This is a genomic window from Bacteroides clarus YIT 12056, assembly GCF_900129655.1.
GTDB lineage: Bacteria > Bacteroidota > Bacteroidia > Bacteroidales > Bacteroidaceae > Bacteroides > Bacteroides clarus.
In genome coordinates this window covers 84,684-109,997 of sequence record NZ_FQWK01000002.1, presented here as the reverse complement: position 1 = coordinate 109,997, position 25,314 = coordinate 84,684, and the positions used below count along the sequence as shown (strand labels likewise).

17 protein-coding genes are annotated in these 25,314 nt (G+C 45.5%); 14 read left to right on the top strand and 3 right to left on the bottom strand.

Going from position 1 to position 25,314, the window contains the following annotated elements; translation table 11 throughout:
- Positions 1 to 984, bottom strand: coding sequence for a GNAT family N-acetyltransferase (locus tag BUB52_RS02620; RefSeq protein ID WP_022219186.1), 984 nt, complete (start codon positions 982 to 984; stop codon positions 1 to 3).
- A 79-nt stretch (positions 985 to 1,063) separates the two neighbouring features.
- Here BUB52_RS02620 and BUB52_RS02615 point away from each other — a divergent pair, with 79 nt between their 5' ends.
- The 14 genes from BUB52_RS02615 to BUB52_RS02550 all read left to right on the top strand — a co-directional run bounded on the left by BUB52_RS02615 (position 1,064) and on the right by BUB52_RS02550 (position 22,244).
- On the top strand, positions 1,064 to 1,600 hold the full coding sequence (locus BUB52_RS02615) for a nitroreductase family protein (protein ID WP_009122413.1): 537 nt from the start codon (positions 1,064 to 1,066) through the stop codon (positions 1,598 to 1,600).
- 2 nt (positions 1,601 to 1,602) lie between these two features.
- A complete protein-coding gene (locus tag BUB52_RS02610) occupies positions 1,603 to 1,938 on the top strand; it encodes a hypothetical protein (RefSeq protein WP_009122412.1) in 336 nt (111 codons plus the stop codon).
- 1 nt (position 1,939) lies between these two features.
- Entirely contained in the window at positions 1,940 to 2,731 is a 792-nt protein-coding gene (locus BUB52_RS02605; RefSeq protein ID WP_009122411.1) for a Rossmann-like and DUF2520 domain-containing protein, read from the top strand.
- Between the two features lie 22 nt (positions 2,732 to 2,753).
- A complete protein-coding gene (locus BUB52_RS02600; RefSeq protein WP_009122410.1) occupies positions 2,754 to 3,284 on the top strand; it encodes a KdsC family phosphatase in 531 nt (176 codons plus the stop codon).
- A gap of 43 nt (positions 3,285 to 3,327) precedes the next feature.
- On the top strand, positions 3,328 to 3,909 hold the full coding sequence (locus tag BUB52_RS02595) for a Maf-like protein (protein ID WP_009122409.1): 582 nt from the start codon (positions 3,328 to 3,330) through the stop codon (positions 3,907 to 3,909).
- A 352-nt stretch (positions 3,910 to 4,261) separates the two neighbouring features.
- The gene (locus BUB52_RS02590) at positions 4,262 to 5,122 is read left to right on the top strand and encodes a hypothetical protein (protein WP_009122408.1); all 861 of its coding nucleotides are present in this window, start codon (positions 4,262 to 4,264) and stop codon (positions 5,120 to 5,122) included.
- 18 nt (positions 5,123 to 5,140) lie between these two features.
- Positions 5,141 to 6,952: a DUF5123 domain-containing protein gene (locus BUB52_RS02585; protein WP_009122407.1), complete on the top strand. Its 1,812-nt coding sequence runs from the start codon at positions 5,141 to 5,143 to the stop codon at positions 6,950 to 6,952.
- A gap of 30 nt (positions 6,953 to 6,982) precedes the next feature.
- Positions 6,983 to 9,433 carry a BACON domain-containing protein gene (locus BUB52_RS02580; protein ID WP_009122406.1) on the top strand — a complete coding sequence of 817 codons (2,451 nt, stop codon included), beginning with the start codon at positions 6,983 to 6,985 and terminating at the stop codon, positions 9,431 to 9,433.
- Positions 9,434 to 9,465: 32 nt separating this feature from the next.
- Positions 9,466 to 12,681, top strand: a complete 3,216-nt coding sequence (locus BUB52_RS02575; RefSeq protein ID WP_009122405.1) for a SusC/RagA family TonB-linked outer membrane protein — start codon at positions 9,466 to 9,468, stop codon at positions 12,679 to 12,681.
- Positions 12,682 to 12,704: 23 nt separating this feature from the next.
- Positions 12,705 to 14,606 (top strand): RagB/SusD family nutrient uptake outer membrane protein, encoded by a 1,902-nt coding sequence (locus BUB52_RS02570; protein WP_009122404.1) that lies wholly within the window; start codon positions 12,705 to 12,707, stop codon positions 14,604 to 14,606.
- Positions 14,607 to 14,628: 22 nt separating this feature from the next.
- A complete protein-coding gene (locus BUB52_RS02565; protein ID WP_009122403.1) occupies positions 14,629 to 16,272 on the top strand; it encodes a DUF5123 domain-containing protein in 1,644 nt (547 codons plus the stop codon).
- Between the two features lie 71 nt (positions 16,273 to 16,343).
- Positions 16,344 to 18,191 (top strand): fimbrillin family protein, encoded by a 1,848-nt coding sequence (locus tag BUB52_RS02560; protein WP_009122402.1) that lies wholly within the window; start codon positions 16,344 to 16,346, stop codon positions 18,189 to 18,191.
- A 40-nt stretch (positions 18,192 to 18,231) separates the two neighbouring features.
- Positions 18,232 to 20,634 carry a pectinesterase family protein gene (locus BUB52_RS02555; protein WP_009122401.1) on the top strand — a complete coding sequence of 801 codons (2,403 nt, stop codon included), beginning with the start codon at positions 18,232 to 18,234 and terminating at the stop codon, positions 20,632 to 20,634.
- Positions 20,635 to 20,675: 41 nt separating this feature from the next.
- Positions 20,676 to 22,244, top strand: coding sequence for a glycoside hydrolase family 28 protein (locus tag BUB52_RS02550; RefSeq protein ID WP_009122400.1), 1,569 nt, complete (start codon positions 20,676 to 20,678; stop codon positions 22,242 to 22,244).
- Between the two features lie 94 nt (positions 22,245 to 22,338).
- On the opposite strand, the gene BUB52_RS15540 is transcribed toward BUB52_RS02550, so the two are convergent.
- The gene (locus BUB52_RS15540) at positions 22,339 to 22,557 is read right to left on the bottom strand and encodes a hypothetical protein (protein ID WP_087942770.1); all 219 of its coding nucleotides are present in this window, start codon (positions 22,555 to 22,557) and stop codon (positions 22,339 to 22,341) included.
- 130 nt (positions 22,558 to 22,687) lie between these two features.
- Positions 22,688 to 25,282, bottom strand: a complete 2,595-nt coding sequence (gene xyl3A / locus BUB52_RS02545) for a xylan 1,4-beta-xylosidase (protein WP_009122397.1) — start codon at positions 25,280 to 25,282, stop codon at positions 22,688 to 22,690.
- Positions 25,283 to 25,314 lie beyond the last annotated feature (32 nt).

The window sequence follows — 25,314 nt, the reverse complement described above, 5'->3', positions numbered from 1 at the left end:
TTATTCATACATCTTTATCAGCACCCTGTTCAGCCATTCCCACCGAAAACGGAACCAACGACGGGTGCTGATTTGTTTCCCGCCGAAGCGAAGTACAAACTCCCGATAGCCATGTCTGCGGAAAGGCAGCCCTACATCCATAAATTCAAGATGGCGGTAGCCGCGCTCTTTCGCATCGCGTAATGCCTGCCACACGGCAAGAATTCCGGGATATTGCAAAGCGTATGTCTTGCGCATGCCGCCGGAGAACCATAGGTATGCGCTGTCATCGGAATAGATGCAGGCGCTTCCACCGATAATCTTGTCTTTATAGGTTACAATAAAAATACGGCTTTGCCGGCTCTGTGTCATTTGTTTTTCCAACTGCTGAAAAAAGTCCATGCTGGGGAAGTGTCGCCGTATCTTGGCGGAGTAGTTGTGATGCAGCATTTTGGCAAAAGCGTGGATTTCTTCCGGAGTATGCGCTTCCTTTACCTTTGCCCCGTTTTTCAGTCCTTTTTTGATTTGGCGGATACGCGAGGGGCTGAAACGGACTTCCGCTTGCTCCACGTTATGCAGTGAGTTGCGTACGCGTAGCCAATTAACGGCAAAGTATCGGTTCTTACGGAATACTTTATAACCGGATAGCGAATTATCCAGATTACGGAACTCGATAAGAAAGGCTTCCCGCAGAGCTTCGTCTGTGAGGCGTTGTAGCATATCACTAAAAACAGCTTCCCTGTCGATGGTTTCATCAAAATATTCTCCTGTGCCGTATACTTCGCATCGCTTGATAATAGAGGGTGGGAACAGACGTACGCTTTTTCGTATGGCGGCAAGTAGTTTGGCTACGGGCACTCCGCCTTCCGATGCTACAATAAGCAAAGGAGTATATCCCGGAGTTGCTTCGTAGATGCGAAACAGCTCCGTGGAATGGAATGTATTGGTGCCCGGCAGTTCGGGCACCCGGCTCCCCTGGTAATATGTAGTCAGTTTCAAGGGCATTGCTGCAAATTTAAAAAAATAATCTTGTATCTTTGCATTGCTTAACAACAAAGTATTCATTTCTAAACGATATACATATATGGAAAGTTTTAGTGAATTGATAAAAAAACGCCGTAGCATGCGGAAGTTTACGGAAGAGGAATTGACACAAGAACAGGTGGTTACACTGATGAAAGCCGCGCTGATGGCGCCTACTTCTAAACGCAGTAATGCATGGCAGTTTATCGTGGTGGATGATAAGGAAACATTGAAAAAACTATCTTTCTGTAAAGAGCAGGCTTCACAATTCATTGCGGATGCGGCATTGGCAGTGGTTGTAACTGCCGATCCGCTGGCAAGTGACGTTTGGATAGAAGATGCTTCTATCGCTTCTATTTATCTGCAGCTTCAGGCGGAAGATATGGGGTTGGGAAGTTGCTGGGTACAGCTTCGCGAACGTTTTACCGCATCCGGAATGTCTTCCAATGAATATGTACATGACGTACTTGATATACCCTTGCAATTGCAAGCCCTCAGTATAATAGCGATCGGTCATAAAGGAATGGAGCGCAAACCTTTCAATGAAGACAATCTGCAATGGGAAAAGATTCACCTTAATAAATATGGAGGGAAATAAAGGTGAGCGCGGCAAAAGCAAACAATAACAAAGACACATATAAGGCTACGGCTATCACGTTGATTGTGTTCGGTGTGCTTTATCTGGTAGACAAGTTGCTGCATTTTTCTACATTGGGTTTGTCGTGGGTGATGAACAGGGATAACTTTCTGCTTTATACGGCAATCATCTTCTTATTATTCAAGCATGATAAGTCAGTGGGATTGGTGCTGATAGGTTTGTGGTTGATATTGAATTTCGGATTGATAACGGCTCTGCTTGGTACTATGTCGGCTTATTTGTTGCCGGTGGCGTTATTGGTTGTAGGCGGTATTTTATATTTGGTATCTACAAGATAAAATGAAGAGAAGCATAGAAGATACATCTATCGTATTTATCGGAGCCGGTAATCTGGCGACGAATTTGGCAAAGACGCTTTATTATAAAGGATTCCGTATCGTGCAGATATACAGCCGTACGGAAGAGTCGGCACGGACATTGGCACAGGTTGTGGAGGCCGCCTATACTACCGATTTGTCGTCTGTGGCGACAGATGCCCAACTTTATATTGTTTCTCTGAAAGATGCGGCGTTTGTACAGTTGTTGCCGGAGATAGTTGCCGGCAAGGAAGATGCCTTATGGGTACACACTGCCGGTAGTATTCCGATGGACGTTTGGGTGGGTAAGGTAAACCGATATGGTGTGTTCTATCCTATGCAGACATTCAGCAAACAACGTACTGTCGATTTCCGGCAGATACCGGTTTTTGTGGAAAGCAATTCTGCGGCAGATACTCAGACTTTGAAAGATATTGCTTCCGTACTTTCCGAGAAAGTCTATGAGGCAACTTCCGAACAGCGTAAGAGTTTGCATTTGGCGGCGGTATTCACTTGTAATTTTACAAATCATATGTACGCCCTTGCTGCCGAACTGTTGAAGAAATATCAGCTTCCCTTTGAAGTGATGTTACCCTTGATAGACGAGACTGCCCGCAAAGTACACGAACTCGAACCGCGTCTTGCGCAGACGGGGCCTGCCATACGGTATGACGAGAATGTCATCAACAATCACTTGCAGATGCTTTCCGATGAACCGGGAATGCAAGAACTGTATAGGCTGATTAGCGAAAGTATACATCAACAAAACAGCTGACTTCTGAGTAAAGAATAACGGTATGAGTACAATCAACTATGATTTGAATAAGATAAAAGCGCTCGCTTTTGATGTGGACGGGGTATTGAGCGCTAACGTTATCCCGATGAGTACGGAAGGTGAGCCGATGCGCACGGTAAATATAAAGGACGGTTATGCATTGCATCTGGCTGCCAAATATGGAATTCCACTGGCCATTATAACCGGTGGGCGTACGGAAGCGGTGCGCAAGCGTTTTCTTGCTTTAGGAATATTGGCAGAGAATATCTATATGGGGTCTTCCGTCAAAATACATGATTATCATGATTTTCGTGACCGTTATGGTTTGCGGGATGAAGAAATATTGTATGTAGGTGATGATATTCCTGACATTGAGGTGATGAGTACTTGTGGCTTGCCTTGTTGTCCGAAAGATGCCGCTCCCGAAGTAAAATCCGTTGCCCGCTACATTTCCCACAAAGAGGGTGGATATGGCTGCGGACGGGATATTGTAGAGCAGTTCTTAAAAGTAAAAGGTCTTTGGATGGCAGACGAGAAAGCCTTCGGTTGGTAATTTCTGTCAGTTGATAACTCGCAATTCATAATTTATTAGAGTCATGTTGGATAATCTCAAAAAATATAAAGTTATACTTGCTTCCAATTCTCCCCGCCGGAAAGAATTGTTGGCAGGACTTGGCGTGGACTACGAAGTGCGTACCTTGCCGGATGTAGACGAATCGTATCCTGATACATTGCAAGGAGCGGATATACCTCTTTATATAGCGAAAGAAAAAACGGATGCCTATCGGGATATGTTAAAACCGGGTGAATTGATGATAACGGCCGATACCATTGTCTGGTTAGATGGAAAAGTACTTGGAAAACCTAAGGATAGGGAAGATGCTTTATGTATGCTTCGCGCTATGTCAGGTCGTACTCACGAAGTATTTACCGGTGTTTGTATTACTACAACGGAATGGCAACGAAGTTTTGCCGCCCAGACGGAGGTTCGTTTTTCCAAACTGAGCGAAGAGGAAATCACTTATTATATAGATAAGTTCCAACCGATGGATAAAGCCGGCGCCTATGGAGTGCAAGAGTGGATTGGCTTTATCGGAGTGGAGAATATTTCGGGAAGTTATTATAATATTATGGGGTTGCCGGTACAACGACTTTATAAGGAACTTATCAGGATATAAGTATTTTTTATATTCGGGTATTTACCGGATGATTTTTAAACAGGCACGAATTATATGGAAGTTCACGGTTTTATAGACAGGATAGTCGTGAAGTTCCATATAATTCGTGCCTGTCAGCATTATAAAACGAGTACTTGCTTACTTCATAAATAATATTGACTGATATTTTGTGAAATACTTAAAATCGCTCGTAGAGATGTCTCTGAGCGGGTAATTAATTTGTGCCAGACCGGATTTTACCCTTTTTGTACTAAATCTTACTCACATAGTTTCTTCCATTTACGGATATTTGCACAGGCATTAGAACTGCTATTTGTGAACTTTGAATATTAACTATAAAACACTAATACTTATGAAGCGTTTAATGAAATTATTATTTATTCCGCTTTTAGCTTTTTTTTCCTGTACCTCGCAAGTTGACGAGATTTGGGATAATGGTAAGCTTCCTCAAGACGAAGGTAACACTTTTCGGAAAGATGAACTGCATCCCGTTGGTGTCCGTTTCAGCCAATCGAGTATTAAGACATTTGCCGCAGAGGGTATCTCCGAAATCGGAATTTATGTGTATATGTCCGATTCTCTTATTTATGGAGAAACGCAATCTTTGGTACATGGGGCTGTTGAGGTTCCTTTGCCTTTGGGAGAGAATTTGCAGACGTTTGTTGTAGCGAATGCTGATGAAGTGTCCGGTGCCGATAAGCTCTCTACTACCGTTATCCGTCAGAAAGACAATATGCAGAAACCTGTCTACATTTCCGGGATAATGGGATTTACTTCGGACAATTCCGTAAAATCACTCGATATTGAGTTGAAGCGATTGATGGGACAAGCAGTGTTCAGTCCCAAAGAAACAGCGGAGGAATTGGACGGTATTACCCATTTTGACGCATTGGATATAACATTTACCAATGTAGGCGTGGCTTACAATGTGAAGGATGAAAAAGCAGTCCTTGAAGATGTAACCGTACGCACAGACCGTACCGCCGGTTTCGAGGCTTTTGTCTATTCCTTCCCCACGGAGAATAACGGTTCGCGTACGTCGGTTGATGTTACTTACTTAAAAGAAGGAGTGGAAGTGAACCGTACGAATGGTGCGCTTGATACGGGTATTGCTTTTAAGTCGTCCAAGCGTTCGGTCGTTCACATGGAAATACTGAATGAAGATTGGGTAGAAACGGGATGGGAAGATATAACAGAAGAAACAGAACTTTAAACTCCTGCAAAATCTAATATGAGAAAAAGTATATCATCTGCTGTGGCGGGACTGATGCTCCTGCTCGGTATAGTTGCTTGTTCCGAAGACAGTAAATACAACTCTTCGGTAGTGAAGGATATTCAAATGTATTTGGATGATGAGGCTTATTCGCTGAATACAGGCTCATCCAACAAACCGCTGTTTATTTATGCTGCCGATGGCAGCTATGTGGCGAACTATTCTACTTTATACCGTTTCCAATTGCCTGACGGTACATATCGTATTGTTGCTACTACGGAAGCCGATTCGTTGCCGCATCCGGGCAATTTGAATGATATAGTGCTTAATCAAGACCCAAAAGCTGAGAAAGTCTATGCTTTGTCTGCTCCGGTGGAGTACGCTTCTCCTTTTAATGAGCCTTTGGAGATTCGTATGTATAACCGTACCGGTACGCTCCGTTTGCGGGCAACCGACCGTAAGGCGGACAAACGTTATTCTACGATACGCGCCATCGTCTCTACGCCTATATCCGGCTATAAGATTTCGGATGCCACGTTTGTGAAGTCGCCTATCGAGGTGGTACGCAATACAGCGACCTCTACGGGTGGTGTGAACTATACCGACGACTTGGTATTGTTCGAGACCGATACGGATAACGAAGCGGTAACAGTCCGTTTTGAATATTTGGACGCAAATCAGCAAGTAATACAGACCAAAGAGATAGAAGGAACTTTCCCTATTCTGCCAAAGAACCTTACAACGGTTTCTTTCGAATTGAACAATGCGGATGAACCGACTATTCAGGATTATACGGTAACTATCGCTCCGGAAGAATGGGAAGAAGAAGATATTAATCCGGATGCTCCTATTCGCGTGCCGGAGGGATATACATACGTTAGTCCGGGAGAGAATATCAATAACGTCTTCAATAGATTGAAGAACGATGAAACTGCAACAGACATCAAACTTTTCCTGAAAGCGGGGACAACTTATCAGTTTGTTGCCAAAACGTTGGATGATATGCCTAAGGGGCTTTCTATTATGGGGCAGGAACCTAAAGAGGGTGAAAACTTGGCTGTATTGGAACTGAAATCAAGCCTGAGCGTATCGAGTACGGATGATATTGAAGCGTTCCGCTTCGAGAACTTGGTGATAAAGGTGGATGCGCAGGATTTCTTTAAATTTAAGAACCAGGAATTCCATATCGGGACTATCTCATGGAAGAACTGCGAAATAAACGACTTGCAACGTACCATGTGGTATCAGGAAGTGAATGCTGCGCAAAAGCAGACCGTAAACAAGATTGTTATTGAAGATTGTCGTTTCTTCGGATTGAATTCAAATGAAAGTGGTTTGTTCGGCCTTGCTAAGCGAGATGCTCCGGTACACAACTTTGAATTTAGAAACTCTACTTTCCATGCTAATGATTTGAATAATGCATTGATTACAAGATTGGGAGCAATGACCGGTGATTTGAATGTTACAATAGAGAACTGTACATTTATTGCTATGAAAACGGGTATGACTTTCTTCGATTTGGGTGCTAAGAGTATAACGAACGGCAGCCTGACAGTGAGAAATAATCTTTTCAGTGGTGCTGTTGACAGTGAAAAAGGTACGTGGTTTAATATTCATGAAAAGATTATTACCCGCATATTTGAGAATAACTACATCACCAACGGCTTTACATTGAACAACTGGGGTGTGGGAGAAAATGAGAAACCGAAGCAAACCGTTCTCCGAATGGATGAACTATTCCGGGATGTAGCTAACAGAGACTTTACTATTACTGATAATAACTCTGAGATTTATACGAATAACATCGGCGACCCGCATTGGATTAAATAATCGAATACTAACGAAAAACAAATAAAAGCTATGAGATATTTTCTATTCATACTGTTAGCAGGCTTGTTAGGAGCATGCAGTGACGAGGGCGAATTGAATGGCGCCGTAGGAACCGATAGCTTGGAACTATCGAAAAAGGAACTGAAACTGTCCAATGTGGCTACTTCTTCCACTGTGGATATAACCGCCACCGGTGAATGGTTGGCAACCGTAGTAGAACCGGCCACCAATGATGCGGAGCAGGCTTGGCTTACGTTGTCGAAAAATAATGGTACGGGAAATGATGAACTTCGCCTGTTTGTAGCGGAAAATACAGACGGAGCCAAACGTACGGGTAAGGTTAAGGTTACCATGGCAGGTGCAGGCTCTACCTTGGAGCAAGAGATTGCCATAGAGCAATTAGGTTCCGACCCGGATATTCTGTTTGAATTTACTTCCGAACCTATTTCTTTCCGTGGTGCGGAAGTAGAGCTCAAAGTTGTAGCCAATATGGAATGGAAGATGGATATTGATGAACAGTGCGACTGGATTGAAGTTGTGGAAGAAACTCCGGTAACCCGTAACTTCTCCGAACAGATTCTGAAACTGAAAGTCGCGTTGAATACCGGTAATGCACGTACAACGGAACTTGTATTCAGTACGGTAGGTGAGTATAAACTACAACGTGTATTGAAAGTGATGCAAGAAGCGGTAAACGGTGTGGCTGCTATCGAGCAGGATGAATATGCTATTCCTTATAAATGCCGGACTTTGGTAATTCCTTTCACACAGGAAGGAGATGAACCGGTAGATAATTTCGATGCTATTCCTTCCGAGGCTTGGATTACTCATAACAAAAGAGAGTCTACGAGCAACGAAATAGTTTTGACGATTGCTGATAATGAAGATTTTCTGCCGCGTACCTCTACCGTGCGTATTTTGGATAAGACCATAACTATCTTTCAGTATGGTAAGCCTGATACCGGTATTGGTGATGACAAGAGTGTTGAAGCCCTTGCTTTCCCCGGTGCAGAAGGGGGTGGACGTTTCACTACAGGCGGACGTGGCGGAGTACTTTACAAAGTGACGAATCTGGATGATTACGGTTTGGGCGAAACTCCGATAGAAGGTAGCTTACGTTATGGTATCGAGCAGATTCAAGGTCCTCGTACTATTGTTTTTGATGTAGACGGTACGATTGAACTGAAGCGGGGGATTTATCTGGTGGATTATCCCGATTTAAGTATTATCGGGCAGACTGCTCCCGGTGAAGGTATCACGTTGAAGAATTACAATTTTTCATTCAATCTTTCTAAAGATCCGGAAAAGGGTGCGGGAAACAGTATTAATGCCATCGTCCGTTTCTTACGTATTCGTCCGGGTGACGCTTGCTCCGATTATGCGGAAGATGCTATCGGTGGCCGTTATTTCAAGAACGGTATCATAGACCATGTAACAGCCGGTTGGAGTGTGGATGAAACGTTGACTTTCTATGGAGTTCAGAACTTTACGGCGCAATGGTGTATCGCCAGTGAGAGTCTGAACTTATCGAACCATGCCAAGGGTGCTCACGGTTATGGCGCTATGTTCAGCGGTGACAATACTACTTTCCACCATATTTTGCTGGCGCATCACGGTAGCCGTTGCCCACGTATCTCCGATCTCTCGGAACCGGGAACTCAAGGCTCTTATGACTACTGCGGATATTTCGATGTACGTAATAATGTTTATTACAATTGGAGTGAGAGCGGTTTTGGAAGTTATGGTGGCAAATATGCTACATTCAACTTGACGAACTGTTACTACAAACCGGGACCGGCCACAGGTACGGGCTATAAGTCGTATCGTGTCCTTTCTACCGATCCTACGGCCAGAGCCTATATTAGCGACAATTATATAGAGGGTAATTCAAAAGTTAGTTCCGATAATTGGACGGACGGTGTTTGGGCGCAATTTGATAAGAGCCTTGTAGAACAGGGTGTGTCGGATGAAGAAAAGCAGGCTATGAAGATGGCGGACTACCAACCTTTCAGTAAAGTGACCAGCCATACGGCGCAGGTTGCCTATGAAAGAGTATTGGACTATGCAGGCGCTTCTTTGCGTCGAGATGAAATAGACCGGCGGATTATAGGTGAAGTCAGAGCGGGAAGCGCTCCCTGCAAAGGTTCTAAAATGTCCTATTGGGATGAGAAAGGAAATTTGGTAACTCTGAAGGACTCTGATAAGAAGCCGGGTATCATCGATACTCCAAGCGATGCCGCGGGCGGTTATGTAGAGATGAAAAAGGGATATCTCTGGCCGGATAGCGATAATGATGGCATACCCGATATTTGGGAACTCGCCTATGGCTTGAATCCTGAAGATCCGAGTGATGCAAATGTAATCAGTAGCAGTGTAGACCCTAACGGTCGCTACTCCAATTTGGAAGTTTACTTCCATAATCTGGTGCAACACATTGTCTATTATCAAAACCAAGGCGGGCAGCCCATGGAAAGAAAGTAAAGAATAACAGACATATATAATACTTTAGAAGAATGAATAAGTTAATCATAAGCATATTTACCCTGTTGATGGTAGCAGTCGGTGCTGTGGCGCAGACTGCCACTGTGACCGGTACGGTGACAGATGATTACGGACCTGTGATTGGCGCCACCGTAATAGTACAAGGTACAACAATTGGTTGTACTACGGATTTGGATGGAAAGTTTTCGTTGGCAAACGTTCCTAATGTAGATAAAGCTGTTCTGAAAATCAGCTTTGTGGGTATGGAAGAAGTAAAAGAACCTTTGAAAGGACGTACTTCGGGCATCAATATACACATGACAGAGTCTGCCAGTATGCTGGAAGATGTGGTGGTTATCGGTTACGGAACTCAGAAAAGAGGTAACCTTACAGGTTCTATTTCCAGTGTATCGGGAAAGATATTGGAGAAAGTACAGACTACTTCTGCGGCTGAGGCTATCGTAGGTAAACTGCCGGGCGTACAGGTAACGACAGTAGATGGTTCACCGGATGCGGAAGTTAAGATTTTGGTGCGTGGCGGTGGCTCTATTACGCAGGACAACAGTCCGTTGATTATTCTTGACGGGTTCGAAGTAAGTAGCTTGAATGATGTTCCGCCTACGGATATAGAGTCTATCGAGGTATTGAAGGATGCTGCTTCTACCGCTATTTACGGCGCCCGCGGTGCTAATGGCGTTATTTTGGTATCGACCAAGAATCCGACAGAGGGACGTGTGTCTATCAGCTTGAATACATATATACAAACTAAAACACTCTCCAATAAACTGGACGTGATGGACCCTTATGAATTTGTACTGATGCAATATGAAAATGCCCGTCAGAAAAGTTCCAATCCGACTGACTTCAACAATAAATATGGTCATGCCTACGAGCATTATATTTATCAGGGAGATCCCGGTACGGACTGGCAGGATGAAGTGTTCGGAACCCATCCCGTGGCTTCTTATCTTGATTTGAGCGTAAACGGAGGTACTGAAAAAGCAAAGTATAAACTGGCGTTTATTCATCAAGACCAACCCAGTGTAATGGTAGGTAATGGATTGAAGCAAAATAACCTGAATGCTTCCTTTAACTTCAAGCCTTTCAAGTTTCTTACGATGGAATACCGTACGCGCCTGTTGCACAAAGAAGTGGACGGTTCAGGTACGGAAGGTGTCAGTTTGCTGGATGCTCTGCGCCAGGCTCCTACCGAAGGGCTGGACGAATATATGACTTTACCCGAAGACGATACTTATTTCGATCCCGACCAATTGGAAGAAATCGTACGTTTCAATCCGAAGGAGGAATCCGAGAAGAACTATAAGAAGCGAATCAATAAATCGCTTAATACTATGGGAGCCTTGACATGGGATATTGCGAAAGGGCTGACTTTGCGTAACGAATTTGGTTTTGAAAATAATACGGAAGAACAGCGTAAGTTCTGGGGGATGGGAACCAAAAATGCCAAGAACAACAACAACCAACCCATGGCGGAATGGATGATGAAGCAAGGAACCAAATGGCAGTTGACCAACGTCTTGAACTATAATTTTACTTTAGATGATGATGCGCATGATATCCGCCTGATGTTAGGACAGGAAATCAAGAACCAGCAAACAACTACGAAAACGTATTCCACACGTTATTTTCCGGAGAATACAACCGCGGAGAAGGCGTTTGACAATTTGTCGCTCGGTACGCCTTATGAGAATTCCTCAAAGGCGGATTCTCCTTCACGTATTTCCTCTTTCTTCGGTCGTATCAACTACGGATATAAGGATAAGTATCTGGCTACATTTACACTCCGTGCCGACGGTTCGTCTAAGTTCGCAGCCAATAATCGCTGGGGATTTTTCCCCGCAGGAGCATTGGCATGGCGTCTTTCTAACGAGGACTTTATGCAGGATGTTACATGGATATCCAATTTGAAGTTACGTTTGAGTTACGGTACGTCCGGTAATGACCGCATTGATGCCGATTTATATCAAAAGCTTTACGGAGTAAGCAGCAAGACACCTGCCGGCTGGGGAGAGATGAGCCACTATTATTATCAGTTCTACAATACCAAGTACGTCTACAATCCTAATGTGAAATGGGAAACGACCGTTACCCGTAACTTGGGTTTCGATTTCGGTTTCTTCAAAGAACGTCTTAGCGGTACGGTAGATATCTATTGGAATACGGTGAAAGACCTGTTGGTTCCTTCGGACATCCCCGGCTATACGGGCTACACCAAGCTGATGACAAATGTGGGACAAACATCCAACAAAGGTATTGAGCTTCAATTGAATGCTTACATCGTCGAGACAAAAGATTTCTCGTTGAACGCGACTTTCAACATCGGTCATAATAAAAATAAGATTGATAAACTGGCGAGCGGAGAGAAAGAGTGGATACTTACTTCCGGTTGGAATAAGAGTGTGATGAACGCTGACGATTACCGCGCTTATGTAGGCGGAACCAGCGGTTTGATTTACGGATATGTCAATGACGGTTTTTATAAAGTGGAAGACTTTGAATATTTCGATTCCAAATCGCGCACATGGAAGCTGAAAGAAGGTGTGGTAGATTCAAGCCCGCTTTCAGACACTCCGCGTCCCGGTAATGCCAAGTTCAAGAAGTTGACTCCCGTAGACCCGAACAGTTCCAATCCTTATCAACTGACAGAAGCGGATCGTACGGTTATCGGTAATACTACTCCGAAGTTCTCGGGTGGTTTTGGCCTGAACGCCACATATAAAGGATTTGACCTCAGTATGTTCTTCAACTTCATGTATGACTTTGATGTATTCAATGCCAATAAAGTGATGCTTACTACATGGGCCGACAACCACGAGAACAATTTCGGTATGGAGGTAGCTTCGGACAAGCGTTGGCGTAACTTCGATGATATGGGTAATGAAATTCGTTACAGTCCGGAACTTCTTGCCGAGTTCAATAAGAATGCTACGATGTGGAATCCCACCTCTATCGGTAAGCCTATCAGCATGTCCTATGCGGTAGAAGACGGTTCGTTCTTACGCCTCAACTCTGCTACGCTTGGTTATACTTTACCTCAGGAGTGGACAAAGAAAGCCGGTCTGAATAAAGTTCGTTTCTATGTGGCAGGCAGTAATCTGTTCACTATCACCGGTTATAGCGGTTACGACCCGGAAGTGGACATCGCTACCGGACTTACGCCGAATATCGATAACAACCGTTATCCGCGTAGCCGTACATATACTTTTGGTGCGCAGTTAACCTTTTAATTGAATCTAAAAAAGAAGGAACAATGAATAAGAAAATATTATATGCATTCATCGCAGGTTCTATGCTTTCCTTGTCATCCTGCAATGATTTTCTGGATGTGACTCCTGCATCAGGCTTTACTCCGGAATATGTGTTCTCCTCTGAGGAAGAAATGAAATCGCTGATGACCCGCATTTACTCCTCCATGACGGAAGACGGGCTTTACGGCAGTAACCTTGCAAGCGGTCTTAATACGAATACCGATGTGGAGATGTCATCCTTTAAGAACAGCACAGTCAATTCTGCCGGTTCGGATATCGGTTGTTTCGATTCGCGCCCCACTTGGGGAACGCTGAACAGTACTTGGAACAATTTGTACTATGTAATCAACTATGCCAATGACTTCCTGCAATCTGTCGAGGAGTCTCCCCTTTGGTCGGAAGAGGTGTCAAAAGACGGACCTACCGAAACACAGCAAATGTATGGTGAAGTAAAAACGCTTCGTGCCATGTTCTACCTCGATTTGATCCGTACATGGGGAGATGTGGTGTTTGTTACAGAGGCTACGCGGTCTACCGATGATTTCTTTAGCCGCGGTACAACCAATCGTGATAAGATATTGGAATTTCTTATCGACGACCTTATTGCCGCAGAGCCGATGATGAAGTACGCGGCCGATTTGGATTATGGCGTAGAGCGCGCTTCACGCGAATATTGCCAGGCACTTATAGGGCAGCTTGCTCTTTATCGCGGTGGCTGGGCGTTGCGTGCCGATAAGGATAATCCGGCTAATGTGGGTTATATGGAACGTGGAGACAATTTTGAACACTATTATCAAATCGCCATAACCTACTTAGGCAAGGTTATCAAAGAGGGGAAACACGATTTGAACCAGAGCTTTAAAGATTTGTGGGTGAATGAATGTAACTGGAAAACTGCTAATAACGATGATGTAATCTTTGCTGTACCTATGTTGAAAAGCATAAGCAGCCGTTTTGGCTATAACATTGGCGTAACGATTGCCGAAGGCAGCCATGAGTATGGAAGCGCCCGTAATTATGTAACCTTTTGTGGCACGTACGTATTTTCATTCGATAAAGATGATTTGCGCCGTGACATGACTTGCGTACCTTACAAATACGACAAAAATCTCAATCAGGAATATGACATGGGAATTGCAGGTATGGGCGCCGCCAAATGGTCCAAACTCTATATGCAGGCTCCTTTGGGTGCTACCAGCGGTTCCAATACGGGAATTAACAATGTACGTATGCGCTTTGCAGATGTACTGCTGATGTATGCCGAAGCCGTAAACGAACTTTATGGCCCGCATGATGATGCTCAGGAAGCTTTGAAACGTGTGCGGCGCCGTGCGTTCGACTCTTCTCTTCATGCAGAAAAGGTAGATGCTTATGTAGCCGCGCTCACCAATGAACAGGACTTTTTTCAAGCCATAATGGACGAACGCAAGTGGGAGTTTGGCGGTGAAGGAATCCGTAAGTACGACCTCGCCCGTTGGAATAAATACGGTGAGGTTATTTACAATCTTTACAACCAGATGATTGATTGGGGGTTGGTTGCCAATGGTACTGCCGTTCCGGGTGTGGATAAAGTGCCTGAACGTATCTACTATCAGAGTGTGGAAGATTCTGAACATCCCGAACGCAAGGTTCTTGATATTGTAGGTATTGATGAATACGGTCCGGAAGTAGGGCGTCCTGCCGGTTACGAGATGAAAGAGTATGCCATTGCATGGCGGGTGCTTAATCAGGAGACGCAACAGTATGAGGCCGCGAGCGAAATCTATTGGAGTTTCCGAGGCTTCATCAATCAAAACAATGAGCAGACGGTAAAGCCTACCGATCCTCTGCGTTACCTCTGTCCCTATCCTTCTAAAGTCATTACCGACCACCGGGGACTGATTCAAAACTATTACGGATATTAATAACAGCAAAAAGAAGAAAGTTATGATAAAATTATTCCATAAACTGATAATGGCCGCATCGCCCGTATTGCTGTGTGGGGCGCTGCTTACCGGCTGTACGGATGATAAATACAATAAGATAGACGACCTCTTTCAGCCCCGTTTCGTGTTGGACGAGCCTGAAGTGACAGGAAACTCTATCAGCCTTGTGTGGTACGAGGTGAATGATGCGGTTTCTTATACCGTAGAGTACTACCTGGACCAGTATCACAACAATCTGTTCATGGCGCAAGAGACTACGGTGCCTCAGTTGTTTGTAGATGATATTCCTTATGGAACCACCTACTATATCCGTGTACGTAGCAATGCTGCCGATGCGGTCAACAATTCACAGTGGAGCTATGCTACGGCATCTACCGAGAAACGTCCGGAATTCACGCGTTTGCTCGAAGATGTTTCCAAGACGGAAATTACCGAAACGTCGGCTGTCATCCGCTGGAAGAAAAACTATCAACAAGACCCGGTGGACAGTATCAGTGTCATGCCGATGATGGATACAACGCTGCCGGGTGTCAGCCGTTATCTTACTATTGATGAAATGTTGCAGGGCTATGCCGAGATTGAGGGGTTGACAAAGAATACGCTTTATACCGTCAATGTGTATGATACCAACAAACCTCGTAAGTATGATAAACCTTACAACTCGGTGACGCTTCGTACCGCAGGGCCGTCGGCTTCTTCCATACCTGTGGGGCCGTCGGATGACTTGTCTGCCATGTTGCAGGAAAACGACCTCAACCCTGAAGTTCCCGAAGGAACGGAATATTATCTGCCTGCCGGTTCTTCTTATCGCGTCACTCCGTTCGAGCTTGCCAAAGGTTTCCGTTTGGTGGGCAGCAGTGATGGAGTCAAGCCGAAAGTGATTCTGGATGATTGGTGGAAGATTGCGGAGGGTTCGTATATTACATCATTGGAATTTGAGAATATTGAGTTCCAGCATGCTTCCAACAATAAATACTTTATGAATGCCGATAAATCGTTTACTCTTGAGAGCGTCAGCTTTGTCAACTGTGACTTCATCGGGTTGACCCGTGGATTCTGGCGTCATCAGCAAGCAACCGGTAAGCATATTATGAACTTTGAAGTAGAAGGTTGCCGTTTTGACAAATGCGGATGGCAGACGGGTAGTTACGGTTTGGTAGACTTACGTTCGTTCAACGACCCGACATCGTACGACCAGATAGATAAGGCGGCGTTCCGTAACTGTACTTTCAGCCGTGATAATGACGGAACGGCAGGATTCGGTTGGGGCAATCTTTTCTATGCGCCTTATGTGGATAAGCCTATACAGTTGGAATTCAAGAATATTACAATCTATAACTATAGTCTCAACAAGCGATTGATTAACATCAGCTCTGCAGTTGGTTCCGAACTTACCATTGAAGGTATGGTGCTTGCGTCACCTTCGGGAGACTTATATGTGGCGGGTGCTAATACTACCACTCATTTCTCCAATAACTATACGACAAAGGACTATGCATTGGGTGGTGCCAAGATGAATGCAACGGATTTGGATATCACGGCAGCGGAACTTTTTGTTGATCCGGACAATGGAGACCTTACCATCAAGGACGGTTCTTCACCTATTGTAATTAACCGTGCAGGCGATACGCGCTGGTTACCTTGATAAAAAATGAGATAAGTAATAGAAATTAATGGAAGAAACAATAGAAATTACAAACTTAATAATTTAATAGTATGAAACTTAGATACTTATTCTTTGCAGCGGCCGCTTCCACATTGGCGGCTGCATGCAGCGAGGTGGACGAATTGGCTTCCAATGCTTTGGGTGAAAAAAAGTTGGAAACCATACAATCCGGTACCGATCGTTTTGCTACACGTGTCAGTTTGGATAGTAAGTGGGAGCAAGGGGATGCCATCGGAGTGTATATGTTGGATGCGGAAACTGATAATATTCGAAACTCTGCCATGAATATACAATATAACGCAGATTTACAAGAAACATCAGCTACCACAAATTTTGTGGCTGCTGACGGTGGTATCGGTATTTACGATCAACCTTGTTACTTTATGGCGTATTATCCGTACTCTTCTGCTGATGCGGGTAAAGTTGATGCGGGTGCAGGCATTTATAATGTAGATATTGCAGACCAGTCGGCAGGTATTTCCGCACATGATTTGATGTGGGCGTCAACCGGTGACATGAGTACGGGTGATTTGTTGAGTAAAGGACTGTCATTGACCTTTCATCACCAGTTGGCTTTGTTGTATGTCAATATAAACAATGATGATGTTAAAGTAGAGAGTGTCAAAGTCAACGGATTGAATTCTACTGCGAGATTCGACCTTCTTAAAGGTGAGTTAGCCATAGAGGATATGCCGCAAGCGATAACATTACATAAATTGTCGGATAAGTCTTTCGTAGGTGTAATGCTGCCTGCCGGAAGTTTGGCGCAAGTAATGTCGGTTACTATTGATGCTAATGGTGAAAGATTCCAGTATATGGTGCCGTCAACCAGTAAAGTGACAAAGTTTGATCCGGGTTATGAGTATACATTTAATATTAATCTGAAAGATATGTCTGGTAACTTGGTTTCGGGAGGTAATGGAAGTACGGAAGGTTGGAAACCGGGCGAGGGAGAAGATGGTGATGCTACCGAAACCAATCCGGCAATACCAAGCGGATATGCGACGGTTCCGGTGAATGAGGCTACGGATTTGACTGCTGTATTGAATAATGCTTCGGGTAAGATTGCTTTGCTGTTTGCGGCTGACGCGTCTTATAGTTTTAGCGAGAACCTTGTCGTACCGGCCGAAGTAACGGAACTGATGTTGTTGGGCGACGGAGAAGAACAGGTGGAAGTTGCGATGAAAAGTATTATAAATACAGGTCTTCAAAGATTGGCTCTGAATAATCTGAAAATAACGGGTGATAAGAATACTTCTCTATTGAGCAATGCCGCAGATGATAATCTTACCAATCAGTTTGCGGCAGATGCAGTCATTGAAGTTAAGAAATGCGAGCTTAGCGGAATGAAGCATCTCTGTAATTGGAATGGTAATACGGAATATGATGCTGACAGAAACGCTTTGGCCTCTTTTATCGTAGACGATTGCTATATGCACGATATGACGGCTGTCTTTGAAGAATATCGTTCGAAAGAATTAGTATTTACCAATTCGACTTTCTATAAAATGTCAGGACAGGCTATTCATCCGCATACTTATGGAACGGCTCCCAATCCGACCATTATTGTACAGCACTGTACTTTGGTAAGTTTGGATAAGACACCTATTCAGGGAACGAGTAATGGCTGTGTTATAACCTACGAAAACAATGTGTCTGCTTTGATAGACCCTTCACACGATAATCTTTCTTATAATACCACCGCATCCACAGGGGAAGGTAACTATGCAGCAAAGAATGATGATACGGATGTAGTTGCTACGGGAGGATTTAAAAATGTTAACTTCAATACGGATTATCAGATGTCCGAACTGATGCAGGATGCAGCCAACGGAGATTTTACGCTTTTGATTGATGCCAAAGTCGGCGATCCGCGTTGGTACAAGTCAGTAGAATAACATTTGCTTCTATCGTAATATTATTTAGAATATAAAAACTATGAGACTATTTCATACCTTATTATATCCCCTTTTAGGCCTACTATGCCTCTCCTGCTCGGATGACGAGCAGGAGACGGGTAGCAATCCTGCCCTTAATTCCGGAGCGATTACGTTCGGTGTAGATTTGACAGGATTTACAACCCGCATTACACAGGACGGAACGTCCTGGACAAACGGGGATAAGATTGGAACCTACGTATTGAATGCGGAAACTTCCGAACTTGTATCGGAAGCCGTCAATACGCCCTATGTCTGCACAGAGGCCGGACAATCGGTGGCTTTTACTTCGGAAACGCCGCTTACGGTGCAGGATGACGGTACTCCGGTGAAGTTCGTTGCCTATTATCCGTACAATGCGGATATACAGGACTTCAATTATCCTGTGGCAATAGCCGACCAAAGCAATGGAAGTACAGCCTGCGATTTGCTTTACGGTACTACGTCCGAACCGTATGTTTATGATAAAGAGAGTGATACCGATATCGCGTTGAAGTTTACTCACCGCCTTTCCAAAGTGGTACTGAAGTTCATGGATATGGAGAAAAGACCTTTGACAGTAAGTGATGTAAAGATACAGGGAATGCCCGTTTCGGCTTCATTCAACGTGCAGACAGGAGTATTGACTACGGACGAGGCTGCCGTTGCGGATATCGCTCCCTATGTGAATACTGCCACGGACTATCGGGAAGCTATTATTCTGCCTACTGCATTAAGTAATGCCTATAAAGTATCTTTTGTGCTGGATGGCAGAACACGTGAATGGGTATTTGCCGACCTCGACATCAGTTTGCCCAAGTTCAATCCGGGTTCTCAATATACATTTGGGATATACATTGATCCTACTGCCGATATTATTGTAGGACGGTTGGAAGATGTAGATGCCGGTAATAGTTCCGCTCCTTGGGATGATGGAAGCAAAGAAGAAGGTACGGCTGACGGACATAAGCCTGCCGGATATAATCTTTTCCCTGCCAATGAAGCGACCGATGCATTTGCCGATACCGAATTGAAGATTTCTTTCGAAGGTGTGGCACCTGAATTGGGGGAGAGCGGGTATATCCGTATTTACCGTAAGAGCGACCATAAGATGGTGGATGAGATTAATATGGGAGAAGGCCGGGTATCCATTAAAGATGGAGAAACATTGCTCAATACTTGGATGGATATTATTGGCGTAACGCCCCAAGGCTCTTCTGTCAGCCGCCGTGTCGTAAACTATTATCCGGCGCGGGTGGAAGGAAACGATTTTATCATCAAGCCTCACCAGCAACGTCTGGACTTTGATACGGAATATTACGTTGTAATTGATAAGAACGCTATTGTTCAGGAAGACTTTGCAGGTATCTATGGTCGTGCATGGACATTCAAAACCAAAGCTGCGCCCGTTATCCACGGTCAGGAATACCAACTGAAGATAAGTCATGCCGATATGAATGCTCATTTCTATACATTACAAGGAGCCATTGACTATTGTGCCGTTAACATTGATTTGAATGCACAAAAGATATTCCAAATGGATGATGGTATTTATCAAGAGATGATTTATCTGCGTGATCAGAGTAATATTACCATCAAAGGTAATCCGAATGACAATACGGCGGTCAATATTCAGTATGACAATAGTAATGATATAAACGGTGGTATCGGTGGCGGTACGAATATTGACCAGTTTGCACCGACAGGTACTGTTGTGCCTTCTTCCGGCGGTCGCTCGGTTGTGATACTTCAAGGGAACTCCGAACACATCCGTTTTGAAAACCTGACTATCGAGAATGCTTATGGCTGGACATTGGGTAAAAATGGACAGGCAGAGGCTCTTTTCATCGACAATAAGTCGGCGGCACTTCTTAATTGCCGGATTCTGAGTTATCAGGATACGTTGCTTCCCGGCGGTGGATACAACTGGTTTTACAACTGCTACATTGCGGGTGGTACGGACTTCATTTGGGGATCGGGTAAAGTCGTATTATTTGAAGATTGTGAACTGCATGCGCCTACCGGTACCCGTGCCGTGATGCAGGCTCGTGTTAAGGCAGGTTATCTGGGTTATGTATTCGACCGTTGCAGATTTACAGTAGGGGCAGGCTATCAATCTACGTTAATCTATCAGTATGAACCTGATAATCTTACCTTCTTGAATTGTACGTTTGCCGATACGTACGGACAGAATTTCGTTGAAAAAAATAAACCGCTGGTTCCCAATCAACCTACTGTTACCGAAGGTTGTAAGATGTATGGTTGTACGAATGAATCGGGTGCCGAATTCTATAATCTTATTCCTGAGGCGGTGAGAGCCACTGTACGTAATCTCAATGAATCGGAGTTTAATGCAAATTTCGGTAGCCGGGAAAAAATAATGAGTTGGGACAGTAATGCAGACGCTTCATGGTTTCAAGAGTAAAGTAACCATACGGCATACTAATTAAAAGCTTTATAACAAATATGAACAACTTACTGAAAATGACGGGCTTCGTGCCCGTCATCTTAGGGATGCTTTGCGCTTGCCAAAGTACCTCGACAGAACAACACAACGATACATATATTGAAGACCTCTACGAAGCTCTTCCCTTTGATATGCCCGTTGTACAACGTCCGTCCTTTCCCGACTATCAAGTGGATATTCGTGATTTCGGTGCAAAAGCGGACGGTGAGACACTGAACACCGAAGCCATCAACAATGCCATTAAAGCAGTAAGCGAGAAAGGAGGGGGAAAGGTGGTTATTCCCGAAGGCCTGTGGCTCACAGGCCCTGTCGTACTGCAGAACAATGTCAACCTGCATGTCGAAAAGAACGCCCTTGTGCTTTTCAGCGGTGATGCCGATTTATACCCGTTGGTGCGTACCTCGTTCGAGGGTTTGGATATGCTTCGTTGCCAGTCGCCTATTTCGGCGATGAATGCGGAGAACATAGCCATTACAGGCCATGGAGTACTCGACGGTTCGGGCGATAGCTGGCGACCGGTGAAACGTAATAAAATGACCGACGGTCAATGGAAATCCTTGCTCAAGTCGGGTGGAGTGGTAGATGAGTCCGGTAAGGTATGGTATCCTAATGAAGGGGCTCTGAAAGCTTCTATTCTGACCGGAAGCAAAGAAAAAAGAGAAATATCGGATAGTGAGTGGGAAGGTATGAAGCGTTGGTTGCGCCCTGTACTGCTTAGTATTGTCAAAAGCAAACGAGTGTTGCTGGAAGGCGTTACGTTCCGCAATTCACCGAGCTGGTGCTTGCATCCGCTCTCTTGCGAAGACCTGACTTTGAACGGCGTCAAAGTATTCAATCCCTGGTACTCGCAGAATGGTGATGCGCTCGATGTGGAGTCATGTAAGAATGTAGTGGTGACAAACAGCCTGTTCGACGCAGGTGACGATGCTATCTGCATAAAGTCGGGTAAGAATGCCGACGGCCGTCGCCGCGGAGAACCTTGCGAGAATGTGCTGGTAAAGAACAACACAGTGCTGCATGGACACGGCGGGTTCGTAGTAGGCAGTGAAATGTCCGGCGGTGTCAGGAATGTATATGTGGCAGACTGTACATTCATCGGTACGGACGTGGGACTGCGCTTTAAGAGTACGCGCGGCCGTGGCGGAGTAGTGGAAAACGTCTATGTGGATAATATCAATATGATAAACATTCCGGGCGATGCCCTGATAGCCGACCTGTACTATGCCGTGAAAGATGCTCCCGGCGCTCCTGTGCCCGCAGTGACCGAGGAAACTCCTTCTTTCAAGAATATCCATATCTCCAATATTTCCTGCAAAGGCGCAGGACGTGCCATGTTCCTGAACGGACTGCCGGAAATGCCTATCGAGAACTTTTCCGTCAGAAACATGCGGATAACCGACGCGCAGAAAGGAGCTTTCATCAATAAGGTGGCCGGCGTCACTTTGGAAAATATCGAGATAGAAACCGCCGACAATACTTATCTGCAAGTGGAAAACACCACGAATATTACCATCGACGGTAAAGAGTATGATAAGATATCGGAAAAGAGATTGTTGACACAGAATTAAACTTGTCCGTATTTCTTTGATTGATTAATATTCCTACGCAGTAAGGGGATAAACCGAACTTCAGCATTCCGCGGTTGGTTTATCCCCTATTTATTTAGGCTTTCCTGTACATTCCCTGATACATTCCGTCCTTGCATACGGTACTGATAAGTTTTCTCCCTGATATTACCGGAAATACCAACGGTTGAAACTTCAAGTACCAACCGTTGGTATTCGAAGTACCTGCCTTTGGTAGCAGGTGTACCAACCGTTGGTATCTGAAGTTCCAACCGTTGGTACCAAGTGTACCATGTGGCGGTACTTTCTGTACCACGTGCCGGCACTTTCGTTGCTACATGGAGAAGCCGGGAGTCTCTTTGGATAAGACTCCCGGCTTCTTATATGGGAACCGCCGATGGCAGGCGGTATGGCTGTATTGATTTATAAGCCTTACGGCCGTCCTTTTATAGCAGTTTCAGCGTTTTCTTCTGTAAATCGCTGTCTTTGGAACTTCCACCTACCATCACATCGAATGTGTTGGGCATGGTACGCATCGTATTGGTGGCGCTGTCCCACCATTCCAATTGTTTGGGCGTTAACTCCAATTCGACTTTCACGGTCTTTCCTGCGGGGATATACACGCGTTTAAAGGCGCGTAAAGTCTTGACAGGCCCGTCAGTTTCGCCTTGCTTTTTGAGGTACACCTGCACTACTTCTTCGCCGTTGCGGCTGCCTGTGTTGGTCACCGGTACGGTGATTTTTACGGTTTCATCTGTTTGGGCGGATGATTTCAGTTGTATTTTGCCGTATTTGAACGTCGTATAACTCAAACCGTAGCCGAAGGGGAAGAGCGGTTCGCCGTTAAAGAAACGATAGGTATGTCCTGCCATATTATAATCCTCGAAGTCCGGTAACTGGGCAAGATTGCGGTAGAATGTTGCCGGCAGCCGTCCTGCGGGGTTGTAATCGCCGAACAGCACTTCGGCAACGGCTTTACCGCCCGATTGTCCCGGATACCATGCTTGCAGTATGGCCTGGCAGTATTCCGTTTCCGGTTCCATGGCAATGGGCGAGCCCGAACAGTTGACGAAAATCACTTTCTTTCCCGCGTCATGAAGCGCCTTAATCATTTCCCGCTGAACGGCAGGCAGCTCGATGTCCGTACGGTCGCCACCTCTGAAGCCGGGCAGCTTCACACCCATTTCCTCGCCTTCCAGTTGAGGGGAGATGCCGCCTGCAAAGATTACGACGTCGGCGTCTTTCACCTTTGCTACCGAACGCTGTATGTCCGCTTCTTCTTTAAAGCCCAAATCGAAGTTGAGCTGGGCATCGCTGGAGAAGTATTGGAATTTGATTTCGATGTCATACGATTTTCCGGCATCCACGTGCATTCCGTAGGCGCGCGGACGGCTGCCGTGTTTGTTTGTGAAGCTGCCTATCTCTTTGCCGTCCACCAGCAGTTTGACGGAACCGTAGCAATAGAAGTCGAAGACTACTTCTCCCGTCTCCTGAGGGGTGAATACGCTTTGATACGTGGCGGAGAAGTCGGTCAGGTTTACGTCCGGAGCGAAAACGGTGGCTCCGGAAGTACAGAGACGGAACGGGGTAGTCAGTCGGGAAGTGGCTGCGGGTGCGCCTTTAAACTCTGTGTTGTTCCAGTAGCGGGCGCTGAAACCGGCGCCTTCCTTGGATTTACATTGGTTGAATACGCTGCGTATCAGTGTGCGCTCCACCCATGAACATCCTTGTTCGTAGATGAGTTTGTCATCCTTGCCCATGGCCGAGCGGATACCGTCCAAAATGGTTATGGTACGTTTGGGGAGACCGTTGTAATTGCCCCACTGCATTACCGAGTCATTGGCATTAGGCCCCATTACCGCGATAGTCGTTCCGCCTCGTTCGAGAGGCAGTGCATTGTTCTTGTTCAGGAGCAGTGTCATGGATTTGCGTGCCATGTCCAGCGATAACGAGTCGTGCTTGTCGGAACAAACGACCGAGTAGGGTATCTGCGCCCATCTCACCTGGTCCGGCTCGTCCATCTCGCCTAATTCAAAACGTGCTTGCAGAAGCCGCTTTACTGAACGGTCGATATCCGCTTCATCGATGAAGCCTTTCTTTACTCCTTCCGTCAGCGAACGGTAATTGGAACCGCACTCCAGGTCTGTTCCGCTCAAGACGGCGGCGGAAGAGGCGGATGCCGCATCGGCATGGGTCTTGTGTCCTTTGTCGTTGTGGAAGTCGCTGATGGCGCTGCAATCCGCTACGACAATGCCGTCGTAACCCCATTCCCGGCGGAGTATATGGTTCAGCAGCCGGTTACTGCCGCAACACGGTTCACCCTCAAAGCGGTTGTAGGCACACATCACTTCTTTTACTTTTCCTTCTTTTACCAAGGCTTCAAAAGGCGGGAGATAGGTTTCATACAGGTCGCGCGGACTGATGTTCTCCGCATTGAAACTGTGGCGGTTCCATTCGGGGCCGGAATGTACGGCAAAATGTTTGGCGCAAGCGTGTACTTTGTCATACTTCTCGTTTTCGTCCAGGCATTGCAGGCCTTTCACGACGCTGACACCCATTACGCTTGCCAGATACGGGTCTTCTCCATAGGTTTCTATGCCGCGTCCCCAGCGAGGGTCACGGTAGATATTGACGGTGGGAGTCCAGATTGTCAATCCCTGATAGCGTTTGTAGCTTCCTTCCGCGGAATATGCGGCATTCTTGGCGCGGGCTTCATCGGATACGGCGACGAAAGCGGTGTGCAGGGCTTCGGGAGAGAATGAAGCCGCCATGCCGATGGGTTGCGGAAATACGGTTGCCCAACCGCTGCGGGCCACTCCGTGCAAGGCCTCGTTCCACCAGTTGTACGGCTTGATGCCCAGCCGCTCTACCGGCTTGGAATTATCCATCATCAAGGCGACTTTTTCTTCCAATGTAAGTTGCTTTACCAAATCTTCCGCACGCTCTGCCGGACTGTAACTGTTGTCCTTGTAGATAGATTGTGCAAGGCTGCCGCTCGAAACGACGAGACAGGCGAGTAAGTATGTGATTCTGTTTCTCATAAGTTATAATAGGGATATTTGTTTCTTAAAAT